Annotated in this window: 13 protein-coding genes; 6 read left to right on the top strand and 7 right to left on the bottom strand. The window is 72.6% G+C overall.

Annotated features, from left to right (window positions below):
- Positions 1-13: 13 nt before the first annotated feature.
- From ACFV4P_RS06390 to ACFV4P_RS06380, 3 genes are read right to left on the bottom strand one after another with little or no spacing between them, the layout of a single operon-like run.
- On the bottom strand, positions 14-949 hold the full coding sequence (locus ACFV4P_RS06390) for an ABC transporter substrate-binding protein (RefSeq protein WP_380467911.1): 936 nt from the start codon (positions 947-949) through the stop codon (positions 14-16).
- Positions 946-1,449, bottom strand: coding sequence for a GNAT family N-acetyltransferase (locus ACFV4P_RS06385; protein WP_380467909.1), 504 nt, complete (start codon positions 1,447-1,449; stop codon positions 946-948). Before ACFV4P_RS06385 ends, ACFV4P_RS06390 begins: the two co-directional genes overlap by 4 nt.
- Positions 1,446-2,561, bottom strand: coding sequence for an LLM class flavin-dependent oxidoreductase (locus tag ACFV4P_RS06380; RefSeq protein ID WP_380467907.1), 1,116 nt, complete (start codon positions 2,559-2,561; stop codon positions 1,446-1,448). The genes ACFV4P_RS06385 and ACFV4P_RS06380 overlap by 4 nt, the downstream gene beginning before the upstream one ends.
- 575 nt (positions 2,562-3,136) lie before the next feature.
- Here ACFV4P_RS06380 and ACFV4P_RS06375 point away from each other — a divergent pair.
- From ACFV4P_RS06375 to ACFV4P_RS06365, 3 genes are all read left to right on the top strand, one after another.
- Complete coding sequence (locus tag ACFV4P_RS06375) at positions 3,137-4,078, top strand: amino acid ABC transporter permease (protein WP_380467905.1); 942 nt, start codon at positions 3,137-3,139, stop codon at positions 4,076-4,078.
- A 5-nt stretch (positions 4,079-4,083) separates the two neighbouring features.
- Positions 4,084-5,970 (top strand): FAD/NAD(P)-binding protein, encoded by a 1,887-nt coding sequence (locus ACFV4P_RS06370; protein WP_380467903.1) that lies wholly within the window; start codon positions 4,084-4,086, stop codon positions 5,968-5,970.
- A 71-nt stretch (positions 5,971-6,041) separates the two neighbouring features.
- Positions 6,042-8,318 carry an FdhF/YdeP family oxidoreductase gene (locus ACFV4P_RS06365; RefSeq protein WP_380467901.1) on the top strand — a complete coding sequence of 759 codons (2,277 nt, stop codon included), beginning with the start codon at positions 6,042-6,044 and terminating at the stop codon, positions 8,316-8,318.
- A gap of 83 nt (positions 8,319-8,401) precedes the next feature.
- On the opposite strand, the gene ACFV4P_RS06360 is transcribed toward ACFV4P_RS06365, so the two are convergent.
- On the bottom strand, positions 8,402-9,823 hold the full coding sequence (locus ACFV4P_RS06360) for an NlpC/P60 family protein (RefSeq protein ID WP_380467899.1): 1,422 nt from the start codon (positions 9,821-9,823) through the stop codon (positions 8,402-8,404).
- A 288-nt stretch (positions 9,824-10,111) separates the two neighbouring features.
- Between ACFV4P_RS06360 and ACFV4P_RS06355 the strand changes: the two genes are divergently transcribed.
- Both ACFV4P_RS06355 and ACFV4P_RS06350 read left to right on the top strand, forming a co-directional pair.
- Positions 10,112-11,272, top strand: a complete 1,161-nt coding sequence (locus tag ACFV4P_RS06355) for an anion permease (RefSeq protein WP_380467897.1) — start codon at positions 10,112-10,114, stop codon at positions 11,270-11,272.
- A 14-nt stretch (positions 11,273-11,286) separates the two neighbouring features.
- Positions 11,287-11,514: a hypothetical protein gene (locus tag ACFV4P_RS06350; RefSeq protein WP_073814311.1), complete on the top strand. Its 228-nt coding sequence runs from the start codon at positions 11,287-11,289 to the stop codon at positions 11,512-11,514.
- 230 nt (positions 11,515-11,744) lie between these two features.
- On the opposite strand, the gene ACFV4P_RS06345 is transcribed toward ACFV4P_RS06350, so the two are convergent.
- Positions 11,745-13,316: an MDR family MFS transporter gene (locus tag ACFV4P_RS06345; protein WP_380467895.1), complete on the bottom strand. Its 1,572-nt coding sequence runs from the start codon at positions 13,314-13,316 to the stop codon at positions 11,745-11,747.
- A 105-nt stretch (positions 13,317-13,421) separates the two neighbouring features.
- Positions 13,422-13,886, bottom strand: coding sequence for a MarR family winged helix-turn-helix transcriptional regulator (locus tag ACFV4P_RS06340; protein ID WP_073814315.1), 465 nt, complete (start codon positions 13,884-13,886; stop codon positions 13,422-13,424).
- Positions 13,887-13,993: 107 nt separating this feature from the next.
- Between ACFV4P_RS06340 and ACFV4P_RS06335 the strand changes: the two genes are divergently transcribed.
- Positions 13,994-15,028, top strand: coding sequence for a DUF3533 domain-containing protein (locus ACFV4P_RS06335; protein WP_380467893.1), 1,035 nt, complete (start codon positions 13,994-13,996; stop codon positions 15,026-15,028).
- A 25-nt stretch (positions 15,029-15,053) separates the two neighbouring features.
- On the opposite strand, the gene ACFV4P_RS06330 is transcribed toward ACFV4P_RS06335, so the two are convergent.
- Positions 15,054-15,578 (bottom strand): GtrA family protein, encoded by a 525-nt coding sequence (locus ACFV4P_RS06330; protein ID WP_380467892.1) that lies wholly within the window; start codon positions 15,576-15,578, stop codon positions 15,054-15,056.
- Positions 15,579-15,624 lie beyond the last annotated feature (46 nt).

Genomic DNA, 15,624 nt, shown 5'->3' with positions numbered 1-15,624 from the left:
GGGGGCTCCGGGGTCAGGAGTGCTCGGGCGGGTTGATCCGGGATTCGGTGATCGCCGAGTCGGTGGTGCCCCACTTGGCGAGGATCTTCTGGTAACTGCCGTCCTGGATGAGGCGGTTGACGGCGGCCTGGAAGGCGGGGGTGAGCGGCGAGCCCTTCTTGAACGCGAAGCCGACGTCGAGGCGGTGGTACTCGCCGAGGAAGCGAACGTTCGCACCGGGCTGGGCGGCCTGGTAGCGCAGGCCGTTGATGGTGGACATCACCACGTCGAGCCGGCCCTGCTGGAGGCCGGTGACGGTGGCGCCGTTCTCGGCGAACGCCTTCACCTCGTACGGCTTCCGGCCGGCCTGCGGGCAGACGTCCTTCTTGGCGTTCAGGGTGGCCTCGAAGGTGGTGCCCGCGCCGGTGCCGACGGTCAGTCCGCACAGCTGGGTCAGGTCGGTGACGTCGGTCAGCGCGGTGTTGTCGGCGCGCACCGCGAAGCCCTGGCCGTCGTCGATGTAGGTGACGAAGTCGACGGTCTTCAGCCGGGCCTCGGTGACGCCGAAGTTGCCGGTGCCGACGTCGTACTTGCCGCTGCCGAGCGCGGGCAGGATGGTCTCGAACGCGGCGTCCTCGCGCTGCACCGTCAGCCCGAGCACCTTGGCGACGCCGTCGACGATGTCCACGTCCAGGCCGACCGGGCGGTGCTGGGAGGAGTCGGGGTAGTAGGCGCCGGGCGGGGTGCCGATCGAGCCGCCGAGCTTGAGGGTGCCGACGGCGCGCACCTCGGCGGGCAGCAGGGCGGCCGCCGCGTCGTCCTTCCGCACCTGGCCCAGCACGTCCTGGCTCGGCTGCACTCCGACCGGCGCCGCCGCCGGACCGGCCGTCGGGTCGGAGCCGCAGCCGGACAGCAGCAGGACGGCCGCCACGGCGGGTGCGAACGGGAGTCGGCGGTGGAAGCGTCTCATCGGAGCGGGGCCTTTCCGGCCGCCGCGGCGGCGGCCAGGTCTTTCTCGAACGGCAGCGGGCGGGATTCCTCCGGCTGCCCGGTGACGTCGAACAGGGGCGTGTAGCCGGCCGCCAGGTAGAGGCCCTTGGCCTCGGGCTGGCGCCAGCCGGTGGTGAGGAAGATCCGCCGGTAGCCGGCCTCCCGGGCGGCGGACTCCAGTGCGGCGAGGACCCGGCGGGCGTGGCCCTGGCGGCGGTGCTCGGCGCCGGTCCACATCCGCTTCAGCTCGGCGGTCCGCGCGTCGTAGCGCCGGTAGGCGCCGCCCGCGACGGGTTCGCCGTCGCGGAGCAGCAGCAGGAGCAGGCCGTGCGGCGGGACGAACTCCTCGGCGGGGTGGCGGGCCATCTCCTCGTGGCCGCCCGGGCCGTAGCGGGTGACGTACTCGTGGGTGAGTTCGCGGATCAGCGGTTCGGTGCGGGGCTCGCCGAGGACGGCCCGCTCCACGACGAGCGTGCTCATGCGCCGGCGGCCCCGGCCTTGGCGGCGTCGCGCTTGGCGACCTCCTCGCGCACCAGCGGGATGACGTACCGGCCGAAGTCGATGGCGTCGTCGATGTGGTCGTAGCCGCGGGCGGAGAGGATCTCCACGCCGAGGTCGTAGTAGTCCAGCAGTGCCTGGGCGACGGTCTCGGGGGTGCCGACCAGCGCGTTGGAGTTGCCCGCGCCGCCGGTGGCGGCGGCGGTCGGCGTCCACAGGGCGCGGTCGTAGCGCTCGCCGGCCTCGGCGATCTCCAGCAGCCGCTGCGAGCCGGTGTTCTCGGGCTGCCGGTCGGCGGTCAGGCGCCGGCGCACCAGGTCGTTGCTCTCCCGCCGGGCCCTGATCGCGCCGACCGTGCGGTGCGCCTTCTCCCAGGCGAGTTCCTCGGTGGGCGCGATGATCGGCCGGAACGCGGCCTGGATGCGCGGCACATCGGTGCGCCCGGCGGCCTTCGCGGCGGCCTTGACCAGTTCGATCTGCTCGGCGGTGCGGGCCAGCGGCTCGCCCCACAGGCAGTAGATGTCGGCCTCGGCGCCGCCGGCCGCGAAGGCGGCGGGCGAGGAGCCGCCGAAGGAGACGTTCGGGCGGGGCAGCTGGACCGGGAAGACGTCCGCGACGAAGTCGTTGAAGCGGTAGAACTCGCCGTCGTGGTCGAAGGGTTCGCGGCTGGTCCAGGCCTGCTTGACGATCCGGATGTACTCCCGGGTGCGGTCGTAGCGGCGGTCCTTGGGCAGGAAGTCGCCCTCGCGCTGCTGCTCGTGGTCGTTGCCGCCGGTGATGAAGTGCACGGTGAGCCGGCCGTCGCTGATCCGGTCCAGGGTGGCGAAGGTCTTGGCGGCGAAGGTCGGGTAGGAGACGTTCGGGCGGTGCGCCAGCAGGATCTGCAGGGTGTCGAGCTTGGCGGCGAGGTACGCGGCGGAGGCGGCGGGCTCCGGGGAGCCGGCGCCGTAGGCGAACAGCACCCGGTCCCAGCCGTGGTCCTCGTGGGCGCGGGCCAGCCGCAGCGTGTAGTCGCGGTCGAAGGCGTGGGTGGTGCGGGCGGTGGTCTCCGAACCGTCGCCGGTGGCGGCGATTCCGAGGAACTCGACGGGCATGGCGGGCCTCTTCGGGTCGGCGCGGTTCCGCGTCCGGGCATGCCGGGGGGACGCCTCGGCGGGCGGGACGGGAACGGCGGGAACTCAGCGGGAATCAGGTCGGCGCGTGACGGGGCGCCGGGGGGCTCGGAGCGAGCGGGAACGCGAAAAGGGCGGCAGCGTACGCCTGTTGGGCCGTCCGGACGGACGGCTTCCCGGCCCGCGACGGGGCGACCGAGGGAGGACTCCCGGAGGAGAGGAAAGGGCCGGTCAGGCGGCCCGCTGCCGGGTCAGCCGCAACACGCGGCGGACCACACCCGACAGAAGTCGATGTGGCCGCGCGTCACCAGGTCGGGCTGCTCGGCAGTCATGTCGAACAGTTGAGCAGTGGCCCCGATGATCCGTCAACCATCGTTCACGGGGCGAAACCTGGCCGCTCTTGACAGTGCCGAGCGGCCCGCCCGTACCATCGGAGCGGAGCGAGTACTGCCCGGGCCCGGCCGCGAACTGCCGCCGAGCCCAGCCGCGTTGAGGGACGCGGCGCGCGTGAGTGACGGCATGCGGCCACCGCCTGCCCCGCCGCCCCTGGAGCCCTCATGGCCTCGCCCACCGCCCCACCCCTCCCCCGGGTCTCCCCGGCCCCGCCCGACCACGCGCTGCCGATCGCGCCCCGCCGCCGCCCCTGGCGGTACGTCTCCGGCGGCCTGGCGCTGCTCGCCACCGGGCTGCTGCTGCGCTCGCTGGCCGGCAACCCGGCCTTCGAGTGGCCGGTGGTGGGCGCCTACCTGACCTCCACCGCGATCCTGCGCGGCCTGTGGCTGACGCTCTGGCTGACCGCCGTCGTGATGGCGGCCGGATTCGCCCTCGGCACCGGCCTGGCGGTGGCCCGGCTGTCCGGCAACCCGGTCCTGCGGAGCCTGAGTTGGGGATTCGTCTGGATCTTCCGGGCCACCCCGCTGCTGGTCCAGCTGCTGTTCTGGTTCAACATCGGCGCGCTGTACCCGAGGCTCGCACTGAGCGTCCCGTTCGCCGGCGAGCTGTTCTCGCTGCGGACGGTCGACCTGCTCGGCCCGGTGCTCACCGCCGTGATCGGGCTGACCCTGCACGAGGCCGCGTTCGCCGCCGAGGTGGTGCGCTCCGGCGTCCTCTCGGTCGACCAGGGCCAGCTGGAGGCGGCCGCCTCGCTCGGCCTCGGACGCGGCCGGGTGCTGCGCCGGATCGTGCTGCCGCAGGCGATGCGGGCGATCCTGCCGCCCGCCGGGAACATGCTGATCGGCACCCTCAAGGGCACCTCGGTGATCTCCGTGCTGGCCGTCCACGACCTGCTGTTCTCCGCCCAGTTGATCTACAACCGGACGTACCAGGTGATCCCGCTGCTGATGGTCGCGACGCTCTGGTACGTGGGCGTGACCAGCCTGCTCTCGATCGGCCAGTACTACCTGGAGCGGCACTTCGCCCGCGGCTCCACCCGCGCCGAGCTGCCGCCCACCCCGTGGCAGCGGGCCCGGGCGGCGCTGCGCCGGGCCGGCGGGCGGTGAGCCGGGTGCCCGTCCTGGTCGTCGTCGGGGCCGGTCCGCGCGGCACCGGCCTGCTGGAGCGGATCGCCGCCAACGCGCCCGAACTGCTCGCCCCCGGCGTCGAGTTGGACGTCCACCTGGTCGATCCGCACCCGCCCGGCGGCGGCCGGATCTGGCGGTACGCGCAGTCGCCGCTGCTGCGGATGAACTCGATGGCCGAGGACGTCACCATGTTCACCGACGAGCGCTCCACCGTGCTGGGCCCGGTCCGCCCCGGCCCGTCGCTCGCCGAGTGGGCCGCCGAGCCGGCCGCGCACCCGCCGTACCGGCCGGTCGAGGACCCGGACGTCGCCGACGAACTGCGCACCCTCGCGCCCACCGACTTCCCCACCCGGCGCGCCCAGGGCGCCTACCTGGACTGGGCGCTCCGCCGGGCCGCCGCCGAACTCCCGGGCACCGTACGGCTTTTCGTCCACCGCGACACCGCCTGGCGGATCACCGGCGACCCGGACGGCCCGCAGCGCGTCCACCTCTCCGACACCGTGCTGCTCGCCGACCGGGTGGTCCTCGCGCTTGGCCACCTCGACTCCGCGCCCGACCCCGGGACGGCCGCCGCCCGCGCCTTCGCCGCCCGCCACGGCCGTACCTACCTGCCGCCCGCGTTCACCGCCGACGCCGACCTGGACGGCCTGGCCCCCGGCGCGCCGGTGATCGTCCGCGGCCTCGGCCTGGCCTTCGTCGACCTGGTCGCCCTGCTCACCGAGGGCCGCGGCGGCCGCTTCGTCCGGCAGCCCTGCGGCGGCCTGCGCTACCTCCCGTCCGGCCGCGAGCCGGTGCTGTACGCGGGCTCCCGGCGCGGCGTCCCGTACCACGCCAAGACCGGCTACCGGCTCCAGGGGCCGCCCCCGCCGCTGCCCCGCTACTTCGGGCCGGACACCCGACTCCCGGACGGGCCACTGGAGTTCCGCCGCGACCTGTGGCCGGCGATGGCCAAGGAGATCGGCTTCGGCTACTACCACGAGCTGTTCCACGGCCACCCCGGACGCACCACCCTGCCCTGGGCGGAGTTCCTCGCCGCCTACCACCCGCTCGACTGGTACAGCCCGCAGCGCGAGGCGCTGGTCGCCGCCGCCGTCCCCGACCCGGAGGACCGACTCGACCTGGAACGGCTCGACCGCCCGCTGGCCGGCCTGCGGGTCGCCGACCCCGCCGAACTCCAGCAGCACCTGCACGCCCATCTGCGCGCCGACCTGGCCCGCCGCTCCGACCCCCGGCACAGCGCCGACCTGGGCGCCTTCCACGCCCTGCTCTCGCTGTACGGCCAACTCGTCCGGCTGCTGCCCCGGCACCCGCTCACCGCCCGCTCCACCGCCGCCGACCTCGACGGCTGGTGGAACGGCTTCTTCTCCTTCTACACCTCCGGCCCGCCCGGCTTCCGCCTCGACCAGCTGCTCGCCCTCGCCGACGCCGGCCTGCTCCACTTCCTCGGCCCCGACCTGCACGTGCACCTCGACGAGCGGCACGGCAGCTTCCGCGCCTCCTCCCCCGCGCTGCCCGGCCACCACGTCCACGGCACCGCCCTGGTCGACGCCTTCCTGCCCCGGCACGCCCTGGAACGCACCGCCGACCCGCTGCTGCGCCGCCTGCTGCACGAGGGCCGGATCGCCGAGGAGCACCTCGGCGACCCGGACGGCCACACCTACCGCTCCGGCCTGATCCGCACCGACGCCGACGCCCGGCTGTTCGACCCCGCCCTCGACGGCCACCCGCACCCGCGCCGCACCGCCCTCGGCGCACCCACCACCACCCGCGCCCCCGCCGCCTTCGCCCGCCCCCGCACGGACGCGCCGTCCTTCCGCCAGAACGACGCCGTCGCCCGACGACTGCTCGCCGAGCTGCAGAAGGACGCCTGACCGCCACCCCACGACACCCGCCGCCGCACCGGATACGCTCCAAGCACCCCGAGCCCTCCGGAGAGTCCGCCATGGCCAAGCAGCCCCCGCACCGCGACCCCGCCCAGGACGCGCCGCACGTCGGACCCCCGGCCCACGCCGCCGCCGGCCTGCCCGCGATCGGTCACACCCTGCGGATGGCCGCCGACCAGATGTCGCCGGGCCGGGTGCTGTCCACCCTGCGCAAGGTCAACCAGCCGAACGGCTTCGACTGCCCGGGCTGCGCCTGGCCCGAGCCCGACAAGCCGCACCTGGCGGAGTTCTGCGAGAACGGCGCGAAGGCGGTCGCCGAGGAGGCCACCGAACGCCGAATAGCGCCGGAGTTCTTCGCCGCCCACCCGGTCGCCGCACTCGCCGACCGCTCCGGCTACTGGCTCGGCCAGCAGGGCCGCCTGACCGCGCCGATGCTGCTCGACGAGGGCGGCACCCACTACACGCCGATCGGCTGGGACGAGGCGTTCGCGCTGATCGCCGCCGAACTGACCGCGCTCGGCTCTCCGGACGAGGCCGCGTTCTACACCTCCGGCCGCACCTCCAACGAGGCCGCCTTCGCCTACCAGCTGTTCGCCCGCCGGCTGGGCACCAACAACCTGCCCGACTGCTCCAACATGTGCCACGAGTCCTCGGGCTCGGCGCTCACCGAGACCCTCGGCGTCGGCAAGGGCAGCGTCTCGCTGAAGGACCTCTACCAGGCCGATCTGATCATCGTCGCGGGCCAGAACCCGGGCACCAACCACCCCCGGATGCTCTCCGCGCTGGAGCGCGCCAAGCGGGCCGGCGCGAAGATCGTCAGCGTCAACCCGCTGCCCGAGGCCGGCCTGGAGCGCTTCAAGAACCCGCAGACCCCGCGCGGCCTGGTCGGCGGCGGCACCAAGCTCACCGACCTCTTCCTGCAGATCCGCCTCGGCGGCGACCTCGCGCTGTTCCGGGCGCTGAACCACCTGCTGCTCACCACCCCGGGCGCGGTCGACGAGGCCTTCGTCGCCGAACACTGCGCCGGCTACCCGGAGTTCGCCGCCGAGGCCGCCGACCTCGACCGCCCGGCCACGCTCGCCGCCACCGGCCTGCCCTGGGAGCTGATCGAGGAACTGCACCGCCTGGTGCTCTCCTCGAAGAAGATCATCGTCTGCTGGGCGATGGGCCTGACCCAGCACAAGCACTCGGTGCCGACCATCCGCGAGGTGGTCAACTTCCTGCTGCTGCGCGGCAACGTGGGCCGTCCCGGCGCGGGCGTCTGCCCGGTGCGCGGACACAGCAACGTGCAGGGCGACCGCACCATGGGCATCTTCGAACGCCCCAGCACGGCGTTCCTGGACGCTCTCGGCAAGGAGTTCGCGTTCGAGCCGCCGCGCGCCCACGGCTACGACACCGTCGACACCATCCGGGCCATGCGCGACGGTCGAGTGCGCGTCTTCTTCGCGATGGGCGGCAACTTCGTCTCCGCCGGCCCCGACACCGACGCCACCGAGGCCGCGATGCGCCGCTGCCGGCTGACCGTGCACGTCTCCACCAAGCTGAACCGCTCGCACGTGATCACCGGCGCCCGCGCGCTGATCCTGCCCACCCTGGGCCGCACCGACCGGGACGTCAGCACGCTCGGCCCGCAGTTCGTCACCGTCGAGGACTCCATGGGCATGGTGCACTCCTCGCGCGGCGGCCTGCGCCCGCCCGCACCCGACCTGCTCTCCGAGGTCGCCATCGTCAGCCGGCTGGCCCGGGCCGCACTCGGCCCGCAGGACCCCACGCCGTGGGAGGACTTCGCCCGTGACTACGACCTGGTCCGGGACCGCATCGCCCGGGTGATCCCAGGCTTCGACGACTTCAACGCCAAGGTCCGCCGCCCCGGCGGCTTCGCCCTGCCGCACGCCCCGCGCGACAGCCGCACCTTCCCCACCGCCACCGGCAAGGCCAACTTCACCGTCAACCCGCTCACCGCCCCCGACGTCCCGCCGGGCCGCCTGCTGCTCCAGACGCTGCGCTCGCACGACCAGTACAACACCACGATCTACGGCCTGGACGACCGCTACCGGGGCATCACCGGCGGCCGCCGCGTGGTCCTGGTCAACCCCGCCGACGCGACCGAACTCGGCCTCGCCGACGGGCAGTTCGTCGACCTGGTGAGCGAGTGGACGGACGCCGTGGAGCGCCGCGCCCCGCACTTCCGGGTGGTGCACTACCCGGTGGCGCGCGGGGGCGCGGCCGCCTACTACCCCGAGACCAACGTGCTGGTGCCGCTGGACTCCACGGCGGACGTCAGCAACACCCCGACCTCCAAGGCCGTGGTGGTCCGCCTGGAGCCCACCGCCTGAACGACGAACGGACGATGAACGACGAACGGACGACGGTCGTCGACCGTCGTCCGTTCCGTCGTTCCCACGCCTGCCGGTGAGGCCTACTCGGAGCTCTTGGCGCTCGCCGACGCCGACCCGGACACCGAGGCCGAGGCCGAGCCGCTCGGCGTACCGGAGGCCGAGCCGCTGGGCGTCCCGCTGGGGTCGGCGCTCGGCGAGCCGCTGCCGCCGGGCTGCGACGGAACGGGCTTGTCGGGCTTCGGGGCCGGCGAGCCGACACCGCCGGGCACCGGGGTGCTCGGGGCCGGCGAGGGCGGCAGGTTGGACGGCTTGGTGGGCTGGATCTTCGACCCGCCGACCTTCACGTCCGGCACCTTCCACTCGCCGCCCGCGTCGTCCGCGTTGTCCTCCGGGTCGGGCCGGACGGCGCCCAGGATCGGCATCGCGCCGACCTGCGAGATCTTCACCACGTCACCGGTGCGCGGGGCCTGCACGACCAGCCCGCCGCCGATGTACATCCCGATGTGGGTGGCGCCGCCGTAGTAGACCACCAGGTCACCGGGGCGCATCTGGTTCAGCGGCACGTGCTTGAGCTGCGCCCACTGCTCCTGGCTGGTGCGCGGAATGGCCTTGCCGGCGTGCAGCCAGGCCTGCGAGGTGAGGCCGGAGCAGTCGAACACGTCCGGCCCGGCGCCGCCCCACACGTAGTCCTTGCCGAGCTGCTTCAGCGCCCAGGTCACCGCCGCGCGGCCCATCGCGGACGGCGTGCGCTCGCCCTTGCCGAGCGCACCGGAGGCCAGGAAGGCCAGCTGCGCCTCGTTGGCCTGCTGCCGCTCCAGTTCCTCCAGCTCGCCGCGCTGGGCGCCGGTGAGCGAGCCGACCAGGGTCTCCACGTCGGCCAGCTTCTTGGCCACGTCGTTCTTCTGCTGCTCCTGCTGGGTGGCCAGCGCCTGCGCGTCGGTCAGCGCCTGCTGGGCGGACAGCTGCGCGGCGCTCAGGGTGTCCCGGTCGGCCTTCAGCCGCTCCAGGAACGCCTTCTGCGAGCGCCCGGCGGAGTCGAGCAGTTCGGCGATCACCACCGCCTCGTACGGGTCCTTGGCGAGCAGCAGCTCGGCGTACCCGGATATCTGGCTGTTGCGGTACTGCGCACCCGCCAGCTGGGCGGCCAGGTCGTTGCCGGTGTCCACGGCCTCCTGCTGCCGCGTCACCCGGAGGTTCAGGTCCTGGACGGTGGCCTGCTGCTCGGTGAGCCGGGCGGCGGTGCCGTTGTACTGCTCGGTGGCGGCCTCGGCCTCCTGGTACAGGGTGTGCAGCTGCTCCAGCAGCGGGCCCAGGGTGGCCTTGGCCTCGGCCAACGGGTCGGCCGCGGGGGCGGAGCTCGGCGTGTTCGGGCTGGGCGCGGCGTACGCGGCGGAGGCGAACGGCAGGGCCAGCGCGGCGACGGCGATCACCGCCCCGCAGCGCAGCGCGGCACGTACCCACGGCCGCAGTCCGGTCGATTCCGCGCGCTGCCCTGCCCCCATCGGCCGGCCCTCCCCTGGTTCTCCGTCGGCGATCGGACCGATCCTGCCATGCGGAGGGGGGTTCCCGGCAGATGCCCTGGGGGGCGTGAAGTGAATTCTCACCTTCGCCGGAGTGTGACAACCCTCTCATCGGCTGCCGTGATCTCCACGGAAATCAGACGACACGGCAACTCCCGCGCCACTCACGGAACCACGACTCCGCACCGAGTTAACCTCCCGTTCACCAAGGCTTCCTACGGTCGCGACGGACAGCAACGTCAGTCCGACCACTTCGACGATTGTTTGGGTATGGAACACATCACGTTCCTGGTGGCCGTTGTGATCATCACGGCGCTCGCCTTCGACTTCACGAACGGCTTCCACGACACCGCCAACGCGATGGCCACCTCCATCGCCACCGGTGCCCTCAAGCCCAAGGTCGCGGTCGCCATCGCCGCGGTGCTGAACTTCGCCGGCGCCTTCCTCTCCGTGAAGGTCGCCACCACCATCTCGGGCGGCATCGTCAACGAGAAGGCCGGACTGCAACCCTCGATCATCTTCGCCGCCCTGGTCGGCGCGATCCTGTGGAACCTGCTGACCTGGCTGAAGGGCCTGCCCTCGTCCTCCTCGCACGCCCTGTACGGCGGCCTGATCGGCGCGACCGTGGTCGGCGCGGGCATCGGCGGGGTCAACTTCACCACCGTGGTCTCCAAGATCCTGATCCCGGCGGTGGCCTCCCCGATCATCGCGGGCGTGGCGTCCTGGGGCGCCACCAAGATCGCCTACCTGATCACCGGCGGCACCCCGAAGAAGAGCACCGAGAAGGGCTTCCGCCGAGGCCAGATCTTCTCCTCCTCGCTCATCTCGCTGGCGCACGGCACCAACGACGCGCAGAAGACCATGGGCATCATCACGCTGACCCTGATCTCGGCCGGACAGCTGCACAAGGGCGACGGCCCGCCGACCTGGGTGATCGTCAGCGCCGGGATGGCGATCGCGCTGGGCACCTACATGGGCGGCTGGCGGATCATCCGCTCGATGGGCTCCGGTCTGGCCGACATCCGGCCGCCGCAGGGCTTCGCCTCGGAGACCGCCGCCGCGACCGTCATCCTGACCTCCTCGCACATGGGCTACGGCCTGTCCACCACCCAGGTCTGCTCCGGCGGCATCATGGGCGCGGGCCTGGGCGGCCCGTCGGGCAAGCTGCGCTGGGGCATGGTCCGCCGCATGGCCTACACCTGGGGCCTGACCCTGCCGGCCGCCGCCGTGGTGTCCGGCCTGGCCGCCCTGATCGCCGACCAGGGCGACTGGGGCGTGGCCGTGGTCGGCGTGGCGCTGGTGCTCGGCGCCGGCTCGATGTGGCTGATCTCCCGGCGCCAGCCGGTGCACGCCGACAACGTGAACGACAGCGAGACGGTGGACCTGCCGGTCACCGGCGGCCCGACCGGCCAGACCACCATCGCGGCCTGAGAGGACTCCGAACCATGCACATCAAGTGGGCCGCTCTGGCCGAGACCGCGGGCGTCAGCCTGGCCATCACCCTCGCCGTCGTCACCGTCTTCGCGCTGGGCAACCTGGCGCTGTCCCGCCGGGAGGCGGCCGTCGAGGCCGGCACCGGCAAGGGCACCCCGGCACTGGTCGCCGCAGGCCTGTGCTTCGCCGCCTGCGCGGCGGCGGTGGCGTACGGCATCTCACTGATCGCCGCCAAGTAACCCGCCACCGGACACGACGAAGGGCCCGCCACCCCGGCAGGGCCCTTCTCCCATCCCGGCAGCCCCACGCCCGCGCAGCCGTCAGCCACCGCACGCCCCACTCGGCAACGCCCCTGCCGCTACGGCCCTCGACCCCGCCGCACGGCCCCGCCGTTCGCCGAGGTCCCAGTGCGACGAAGGGCCCCCGCCGTCCATCCGGCGGGGGCCCTTCTCGCATGTCGACAGGCAGGTCAGTCGGCGACCAGTTCCACCGGCTTGGCCGGAGCCGGGGTCTCGTCCGCGCCGGTGCGCAGCGGCACCTCGCGGATGAACAGCACCAGCAGGAAGCCGACCGCGGCGAACGGGGCGGCGACCAGGAAGACGGTGCCGACGCCGTGCCCGAACGCGTCGGTGATCAGCGGGACGATCGGTGCGGGCAGCTTGTGCAGGTCGGGGATGCCGTCGCCGCCGCCCAGCGGGGCGGGGATGCCGGCCTTGGCGAAGTTCTCCGCCGTGTAGGAGGCGACCTTGTGGCCGAGCAGCGCGCCGAGCGCGGAGACGCCCATCGCGCCGCCCATGGTGCGGAAGAAGGTGACCACCGAGCTGGCCGCGCCGAGCTCGTTGCGCGGGACGGTGTTCTGCACCGCGAGCACCAGGTTCTGGCTGGTCAGGCCGAGGCCGATGCCGGCGATCAGCATGTAGAGCGAGAGCAGCGCGTACGAGGTGTCGGCCCGGGAGGTGCCCATCAGGCCGAGGCCGACGGCCAGCATGACGGTGCCGCCGACCAGGTAGCCCTTCCACTTGCCGTACTTGGTGATGAGCTTGCCGGCCACGGTCGAGGAGACCGCGAGGCCGAGGATCATCGGCAGGGTGAGCAGGCCGGCCTGGGTGGGGGTCTTCTCCTTGGCGAGCTGGAAGTACTGGCCGAGGAAGGTGGTGGTGCCGTACATGCCGACGCCGACGAACGCGGAGGCCACCGAGGCGAGCGCGACGGTGCGGTGCCGGAACAGGCCGAGCGGGATCAGCGGTTCGACGGCGCGCTTCTCGACGGCGACGAACAGTCCGGCCAGCGCCAGGCCGCCGATCACCATCACCGCGGTCTGCCAGGACAGCCAGTCGTAGTTCTTGCCGGCCAGCGAGATCCAGATCATCAGCAGGCTGACGGCGGCGGTGATCAGCACCGCGCCCAGGTAGTCGATCTTCGGCTTGCGGCTGGGGTGCTCGGGGAGCTTGAGGGTGCGCTGCAGCACCAGGATGGCGAGCAGGGCGAACGGGACGCCGACGTAGAAGCACCAGCGCCAGCCGAGCCAGGAGGTGTCCACGATGACGCCGCCGATCAGCGGGCCGCCGATGGTGGCGAGCGCGAAGACCGCGCCGAAGTAGCCGCTGTAGCGACCGCGCTCGCGCGGCGGGACCATCGCGGCCAGGCAGATCTGGCCGAGCGCGATCACACCGCCGGCGCCGATGCCCTGAAGCACGCGGCAGAAGATCAGCATGCCGATGCTCTGCGAGAGTCCGGCCAGCGCCGACGAGAGCACGTAGATCACCATGGCGATCTGGACCAGCAGCTTCTTGCTGACCAGGTCGGAGAGCTTGCCCCAGAGCGGGGTGGCGGCGGTGATCGACAGCAGGGCGGCGGTGACCACCCAGGTGTAGGCGGACTCGCCGCCGTGCAGATCGTTGAGGATCCGCGGCAGCGCGTTGGAGACGACCGTGGAGGACAGCACGGCCACGAACAGGCCGAGGAGCAGGCCCGAGAGGGCTTCGAGCACTTGACGGTGCGACATCTGGGCTTGCGGGGCGGTCGGGTGGGTCGTCGACATGCGCTTCCTTCGACTGAAAATTCGTTGCCTCAAGCAACTATACGCAGATAGTTGACTAGGGCAACTTTCTTCAAGCCCAGGTAAAGGAACCGTCGAAAGCCCTGGTCAGACCCCTTCGGTCAGCTCGTTGAAGCGCTCCAGCAGCCGCGCGAAGTGTTCGAGCTCACCCAGCTCCCACCCCGCCAGCGAGGCCCGGAACCGCGCCATCCGCGCCACCCGGGCCGCCGCGAACCGCCGCTCGCCCTCCTCGGTCAGCGACACCAGCGAGGCCCGCCGGTCCAGCGGGTCGGTCTCCCGGCAGAGCAGCCCCAGCTCCTCGATCGCCCGGATCTGTCGACTGACGGTGGCCTTGCCCACCCCGAAGTGCAGCCCGATGTCGGTCACCCGGGCCTGCCCGGACTCCCGGATGAAAGAGAGCAGCACGTACGCCCCGGCCTCCAGCTCGGGGTGCACCAGCCGGGAGACCTCGGCCGCCCGCGCCCGGCTGCGCCGGAACAGCGTCGCCACCTCGCGCTCGACCGCGAGAAATGCCAGTTCGGCGGCGTCCGGGTCCGCCACGGGGTCGTTCATGGCGCTCAGTATCGCGCAGGCCGCGCCTCCCTCGGCGCGCAACTGTTTCATGATATGAAGTATCCGTTTTGCGTACTGGCACCGGATTGATAGGGAGATGCCCACCCATGGCAGAGCCTGCGAAGGGTTTCGTCGGCGAGCTCAAGGACGCGGTGACCCCCCGCGCGTTCTTCCTGGTGGTGGCCGTCCTGCTGCTCCAGCTCGGCTTCATCACCTCGTACGTGGGCGCGCTCCACCAGCCGAAGCCGCACGAGCTGTCGATCGCCGTGGTCGCGCCGCCCGAGATCGCCCCGAAGCTGACCGCTGCCCTGGAGTCCGTCCCGGACAACGCGGTGCGCGCCTCCGTCGAACCCGACGCGGCCACCGCGCAGGCCCGGATCAAGGACCAGAAGATCTACGCCGCCTGGGTGTTCGACCCGGCCGGCACCCAGGACACCCTGCTGGTCGCCGAGGCCCGCGGCCCGGCCGCGTCCGGCGCCGCCGAGCTGATCGTCACCAAGGTGGCGGCGGCCCAGCACCGCACCGTCGAGGTGCAGGACACCATTCCGCTGGCCTCCGGCGACGGCAAGGGCCTGTCCAGCTTCTACCTGGTGGTCGGCTGGTGCGTCGGCGGCTACCTGGTCGCCTCGATCCTCGGCGTCAGCGCCGGCGCCCGTCCCGCCAACGTCAACCGGGCCGGGCTGCGGCTCGGCACCCTGGCGCTGTACTCGGTCGCGGCGGGTCTCGGCGGCACGCTGATCACCGGGCCGATCCTGAACGCGCTGCCCGGCTCGATCCTGGCGCTGAGCGCCGTCGGCGCGCTGGTGGTGTTCTCGGTCGGCGCGTTCACCATGGCGCTGCAGTGCCTGTTCGACATCATCGGCATCGGCCTGGCCGTGCTGGTGTTCGTGGTGCTGGGCAATCCGAGCGCGGGCGGCGTCTACCCGCCGCCGCTGCTGCCGACGTTCTGGCGGGCCATCGGCGAGTGGATCCCGAACGGCGCCGGCACCTCGGCCACCCGCTCGGTCGCCTACCTGGGCTCTTCCGCGATGGCGATGCCGCTGACGGTGCTGGCGGTCTGGGCCGCCATCGGCGTCGCGATCACCTTCGTCGCCGCGTCCCGCCGACCGCTCCTCGGCCGCCCCGCCCCGACGGAGGCGTGAGCGGCCGACACGCGCAGGGCGGGGGTCAGACCCGCTCCGGCTCCCGCCCCTGCTCGCCCGAGATCACCCGGTCCGACAGGTGGGTGAACACGAACCGGTTCATCGCCCAGTAGCGGAACACCATCGCCACCAGCGTGCCGATGATCATGCCGCTGACGAAGTCGGCGACCTCCTGGGTGAAGTGGCTGACGTCCGGCTCGCGCAGGTCGAACACGTAGCGCGAGGCCGCCAGCGGAAGGTCGTTCACACCCACCGCGAGGGCGCTGACCACCACGAACAGGATCGCCTCACGCTGCTTGCCCGCGGCCCGGAACGACCACTGCCGGTTCAGCACATACGACACACCGGTCGCGATCACGGTCGCGACGGTCAGGGCGACGATCGGCTTGGCCTCGAACACGGTCATCTTCAGGGCGAAGTTGATCACCATGGTGAGCACGAAGCACGTTCCTCCGACCACGAGGAACTTCACCAACTTGCGGTGCTTGACCAGGAACGGACGGAACGACTCCGGCACTGCGGTCAGCGCGCGCTGCGTAGGGGACGGCATGCCGGAAGTCTGCCACGGGCCCGGATCGGCAACCACCGAGGGCCGC

The organism is Kitasatospora sp. NPDC059795 (assembly GCF_042732175.1).
GTDB lineage: Bacteria > Actinomycetota > Actinomycetes > Streptomycetales > Streptomycetaceae > Kitasatospora.
Note: the sequence above shows the minus strand (reverse complement) of the source record. Positions and strands in the feature narration are given on the sequence as shown.

Coding starts and splice junctions, on each gene's coding strand:
- ACFV4P_RS06390 (WP_380467911.1), bottom strand. CDS start 949: ATGAGACGCTTCCACCGCCGACTCCCGTTCGCACCCGCCGTGGCGGCC.
- ACFV4P_RS06385 (WP_380467909.1), bottom strand. CDS start 1,449: ATGAGCACGCTCGTCGTGGAGCGGGCCGTCCTCGGCGAGCCCCGCACC.
- ACFV4P_RS06380 (WP_380467907.1), bottom strand. CDS start 2,561: ATGCCCGTCGAGTTCCTCGGAATCGCCGCCACCGGCGACGGTTCGGAG.
- ACFV4P_RS06375 (WP_380467905.1), top strand. CDS start 3,137: ATGGCCTCGCCCACCGCCCCACCCCTCCCCCGGGTCTCCCCGGCCCCG.
- ACFV4P_RS06365 (WP_380467901.1), top strand. CDS start 6,042: ATGGCCAAGCAGCCCCCGCACCGCGACCCCGCCCAGGACGCGCCGCAC.
- ACFV4P_RS06360 (WP_380467899.1), bottom strand. CDS start 9,823: ATGGGGGCAGGGCAGCGCGCGGAATCGACCGGACTGCGGCCGTGGGTA.
- ACFV4P_RS06355 (WP_380467897.1), top strand. CDS start 10,112: ATGGAACACATCACGTTCCTGGTGGCCGTTGTGATCATCACGGCGCTC.
- ACFV4P_RS06350 (WP_073814311.1), top strand. CDS start 11,287: ATGCACATCAAGTGGGCCGCTCTGGCCGAGACCGCGGGCGTCAGCCTG.
- ACFV4P_RS06345 (WP_380467895.1), bottom strand. CDS start 13,316: ATGTCGACGACCCACCCGACCGCCCCGCAAGCCCAGATGTCGCACCGT.
- ACFV4P_RS06340 (WP_073814315.1), bottom strand. CDS start 13,886: ATGAACGACCCCGTGGCGGACCCGGACGCCGCCGAACTGGCATTTCTC.
- ACFV4P_RS06335 (WP_380467893.1), top strand. CDS start 13,994: ATGGCAGAGCCTGCGAAGGGTTTCGTCGGCGAGCTCAAGGACGCGGTG.
- ACFV4P_RS06330 (WP_380467892.1), bottom strand. CDS start 15,578: ATGCCGTCCCCTACGCAGCGCGCGCTGACCGCAGTGCCGGAGTCGTTC.